The 4,573-nt window shown below is 64.8% G+C and carries 2 protein-coding genes; one reads left to right on the top strand and one right to left on the bottom strand.

Translation table 11 applies throughout. The features are described from left to right. A partial coding sequence (locus ACFE99_RS22955; protein ID WP_375488872.1) for an AAA family ATPase occupies positions 1–1,257 on the top strand: 1,257 nt, incomplete at its 5' end. Between the two features lie 384 nt (positions 1,258–1,641). On the opposite strand, the gene mobF is transcribed toward ACFE99_RS22955, so the two are convergent. Next, the gene (mobF, locus tag ACFE99_RS22950; protein ID WP_375488870.1) at positions 1,642–4,506 is read right to left on the bottom strand and encodes a MobF family relaxase; all 2,865 of its coding nucleotides are present in this window, start codon (positions 4,504–4,506) and stop codon (positions 1,642–1,644) included. Positions 4,507–4,573: the final 67 nt, after the last annotated feature.

The following is a 4,573-nucleotide window of genomic DNA, read 5'->3' as shown; positions in this document are numbered from 1 at the left end:
GTCACGGCGGCAACCAAAGCGCTGAAGGCCTCGGCGGCCGCCAGCCTGGGCGAGTTCGTCCCGGCGCTCGAGATCATCGAAACCATCAGGACCACCAACCCCTACGTCGCTGCCGACGTCGCCCTCACAAAGGGCTGGTGTCTGCGCGAGCTCGGCGACGAGGAGGCCGCCAAGGCGGCGTTTCGGGCGGCCGCCGTGGACGGTCAGCTGCTGGACGCGGCGCGGCAGGCCCTCGACGACCCGCATTACCGGCTGATCGTGACCGACCCGGAAACCATCGCCACCCGCACCGACAAGTGGGACCCGGCAACCGAAACCAGCAAGCAAGCCCGCGCGGCCGCGGACCTGGCCGCCGAGCAGAGCCAGGTGTTGGCGCGGGCCCAGGCCCGCCTCGACGAACTGATCGGCCTGGACGGCCCCAAAGAGCAGATCGCGGTGTGGCGCACCGAAATTCAGATCGACCAACTGCTGGCCGAGCAGGGTGTCGAGACATCCAGTACGAACGAAAACCACATTGTGTTGGAAGGCCCACCCGGCACAGCCAAGACCACATTCGCGCGCATCGTCGCCGAAATCCTGTTCGGACTGGGTAAGATTCAGCGCCCCGACGTCAAAGAGGTCACCGAGGAAGACCTCGTCGTCGGCTACGTCTCCCAGACCGCCGAACGGATGAAAGCGGTATGCGAGGAAGCACTCGGTGGCGTCCTGTTCATCGACGAGGCCTACCGGCTCGTCCCTGAGCACGAAGGCCACTCGTTCGGCAAGGACGCCATCAACACGCTGCTGAAATACATGGAGGACTTCCGCGACCAACTCGTGGTCATCGTCGCCGGCTACCCCAAGGAGATGCGCCGATTCTTGAGCGCCAACCCGGGCCTGGCCTCCCGCTTCCATTTCACCTTGACCTTCAACAGCTACACACCCGACGAGATCGTGCAAATCGGCCAGCACATCGCCCGCAAGGAGAAAATCGCCATCGCCGACAGCGCTTGGCCACTGCTGCATGCCGAGGCCGCCCGGCTACGGGACACACCGATAGAGGCCGGCACCGCGCTCGACGTTGCCGGCAACGGCCGCTACGCCCGCAAGGTCATCATCGCCTGCAAGCGGGAACGAGCCCGCCGCCTGCACACCATGGCCCCACACGAGCTTGCGGAGCTGGCCAAATCAGACCCCAGCGTGCTCACCGTCAACGAAGACGACATGCGCCGGGCCCTGCAGTCGGCGCTGGCTGGCGCCGAAGGGTCCACCTGCTAATACGTGTGGGACACGGTGGCGCTGAACCGATGCATCAACGAGCAAACAACAAACCCAATGGTGACCCCGGCCGGTGCTGGCCCATCGGCGGCATCCCTTTGCTCAACCTTCCCCAGCAGAGCCGTTGATGGCTGGCGAGTAGACCAACGTGGCAACGGCTGAGACGAAAGCCCTGTCCATGTCGTGATTCTTTGGTGGGTGGGAACCCCGGCACGTCGGTTACATGTGCAGTCTGGAACCGGTGACGCACCAGTGACTTACACATGTCGCTGACGAGCAGATCGTTTAAGCAACCCTTTAAGACATTTCGTCAGGGACAAGCGGTCGCTGGGAAGTAAAAGATACGCGCTCAGCTGGGGTCGGCGCGAACTGTGGCCGACCACTTCAGAGTTCGAGGCCAGCGCCGTCTGCAAAGCGGCCGCGTTCGTGGCGGTACTCGGCGCTGTCCCGGGACTGGGCCATCCGCTGGTAGGCGGCTTCCCAGCGATGCGCTTGGGCATTGTTTTGACGCCATGCCCGCTGTCGCACCCTGCGCCGTTCTGCTTGACGATGTACAACCGCGGCGACAACCGATGGAAGTTGGTGGGGATCGGTACGTTCAGCTTCGGCGTGCATGGTGCGCGGCCTGTCGTCATTGGTCAGGATGATCCGGAAGTAATGCGCAGCAGCGTGTTTGTTGCCGCGGCGCATGCGGTGCATTTCGAGACCGGCGACCGGGCTGGCGTGCTCGTGGTCCGCTTCACCGGTGATGGCCTGGTAGATGTAGACGTGGTTCTCGTCTTTACCGCGAGTCATGGCCACATAGGCCATCGCCCGACTGGCATGCTCGCTCATGATGGCGTAGCAGACGCCCTCGGTGGTCGTGCTGCCCACCGTGACGCCCTGGGCAGAGTGCACGGTGGCGGCGTAGCCCAGAGTGATGTGGTCGCGCACGTAGTCGCTTTCGAACACAGCCCGCGCATGGTCGGTGAGGCGTTCAGCCGCGATACGTCCCCCTACGGCATCGATTCCGGCGACGCGCCAACGGTTTCCGTTGCGAACGTGGTCCACGCCGTGACCGCGCCGGTGCGCGGGCCCAGGCCGTACCTCAATTGTGGCGTCGTTGTTTCGGCTCAAAATGATGTCCCCGACACGCACCCGCTGCTCACGTGCGACCCGCACGCTGGGTTCAACTTTCGCCGTGTAGGTGTCATGCAGGCGGCGGTTGATCGCGTCGGCGATCTCCCACTTGTCGCACACGATCGCCACATCTTTGCCCTCGGCGCGGGCCTTGATGTAGGCGTGCATCGCGTCGTGAGCCATGGCGATCGGATCTCCGGTGTGCAGCCGGTCCTGATTGCGATACCACCCAACGGCTTTACGCAGCCGGTTGCCATGCCCCGACCGCAACGCCAGTGATGCTTCACGCTCCTCGGGGTTGCGCATCCGCCACACTTCGCTGAGCCGCTGCGCCCACGGAAGATCGGCGCACAGGTTCTCAAACATCCCGCCCCTCGCCATGACAGGCGCCAGCTGATAGGAGTCACCGACGAGGACCACCTTGGCTTTGCCCACCACAGCGCACGAAAGCAACTTCTTCAGGTCCGGGGTGGCGACCATGGCGGCTTCGTCGACCACCACCACCGTGAACCGACCGACCTCGAGTTGGCCGTCCTCGATGAGTTTGAGCGCTTTGGCCACCGTCAGTCCGCGGTCGCCAGCTCCGTCGCGCATGGCTTCGTCAACGGCCTTGCCCGTCGGCGCCAGCACGAGCACCTCTTTATTCGCGTGATGCGCGGCGGCGCGCAGTGCTTTAAGCGAGTGTGTCTTTCCGGCACCGGCCGGGGCTTGCAACGGCTGCACGAGGAACGGGGAGACCGCGATGTTGCGGATCGCGCGCGCCTGATCGGGTGAGAGATCACCAAAATCCTCGTCGCGTATCCACAGACGCGCGCGATTGTCGGCCTCATCGACCATCTCGAAGACACGTTCCTCCTCGACGATAATCGCCTCCACGGTGAACTTCTCGTGCCCTTCCCGGTGGTGCGCTTCGCGCTGCGCGCTCACCCGAATGCTCACCGCGTCTACCGCCTGCTCGATGAGCGCGCGCAAATCGCCAGGCGCGTCAACGGGCAGTTGCGCGCCGACGATCTCGACCATGTCGGCGCGGGTGAACGCGGCCTTGTCAATGCGCGCGGCCATGCGCGCAATGCGCGCACGATCCAGCGCGGTGCGCACCGCACCGCTCGACTGCGCGGATGCGCGGCGGTGTTCGCGCGCTTCGAAGTGCGCGGCGCGATCCAGTTGCAGTCCGCGCGGATCTGCCCGCCAGACTTCTTTCAGGTCTTCCCACGCCAGCGATTCGGGTTTGGCCGGGCGCGTCGCCTTTTGCGCGGCCGCTAACTGAGCGGCGGTCGGCTCACCGTCGACGACGACCAAGTTGTTGCGCGCCCATTCGCGCAACCGCGTCGAGCGCTGCGACCACGCTGTGATGCAGTCCTTCGTGACCCCGGCGATTTCAGCCATGCCCGAATGCTCGTCGACGGCAGTCCATTCGAATCCCCGCTCGGCATGCAGTTCGTGGCGCAGCACGGCCTGGTAGATGACGCCGGCGGCCTTGGCTTCGTGGTGCAGGCTCTTGGAGTCCACCGACACCAGCCGGCCGTCCCCGCGGGGCTGCCTGTTGGGCAGAACGACGTGGGTGTGCAGATGCGGATCACCGCATCGCGATGTCTCGTGCTGGAAGGCGATAGCGACCAGGCCAGGCAGTCGCTGAAGATCTTTGGTGCCGGTCCGCGGATTGTGCACGCGCGTGTAGCCGGCGTGTTGGTGCAGGTAGGTCATCGCCGCCTGCACGGCCTTCAGGTGGGCCTCCTGCACGACCTTCTCACCGACCTCATTGGTCAGTGCCCGAAGCAGCGACACACTTTTCGGCGCGGCGAATACCAGGTCGAAACCGTGCACGCTTTTGTCGGTGAACGCCCTGCCACAAGCCCCGTTAGGGGCAATGCCGTCGTCGAGCCAGCGGGCTGCCGCTTCGGTGTCGGCAAATCCACCGTTCAACGCCGTCGCGTCTAAGCCGGTACGGTCACCCACCGCAGCCGGGTCGCCAACGACTAGCCACGTCGGTACGCGGGTGTCGCCCTCGGTGTAGTACTCACCCAGCCCGCCGTTGGCCGCTTGGCGATCCATCGCGGCCTGCTTGGCCTTGTTCGCGGTGTCGTTGTAATAGTTGATGCTCCACCGCGACAGTCGGGAGATTGTCAACAAATGCCGGCCACCTCCCGATCAAACGGCCATCCACGCTGGGAGAGAAGCCGTTTCGGCCGCGCTGCAA

It is taken from the genome of uncultured Mycobacterium sp. (assembly GCF_964249325.1).
Classification (GTDB): domain Bacteria; phylum Actinomycetota; class Actinomycetes; order Mycobacteriales; family Mycobacteriaceae; genus Mycobacterium.
Note: the sequence above shows the minus strand (reverse complement) of the source record. Positions and strands in the feature narration are given on the sequence as shown.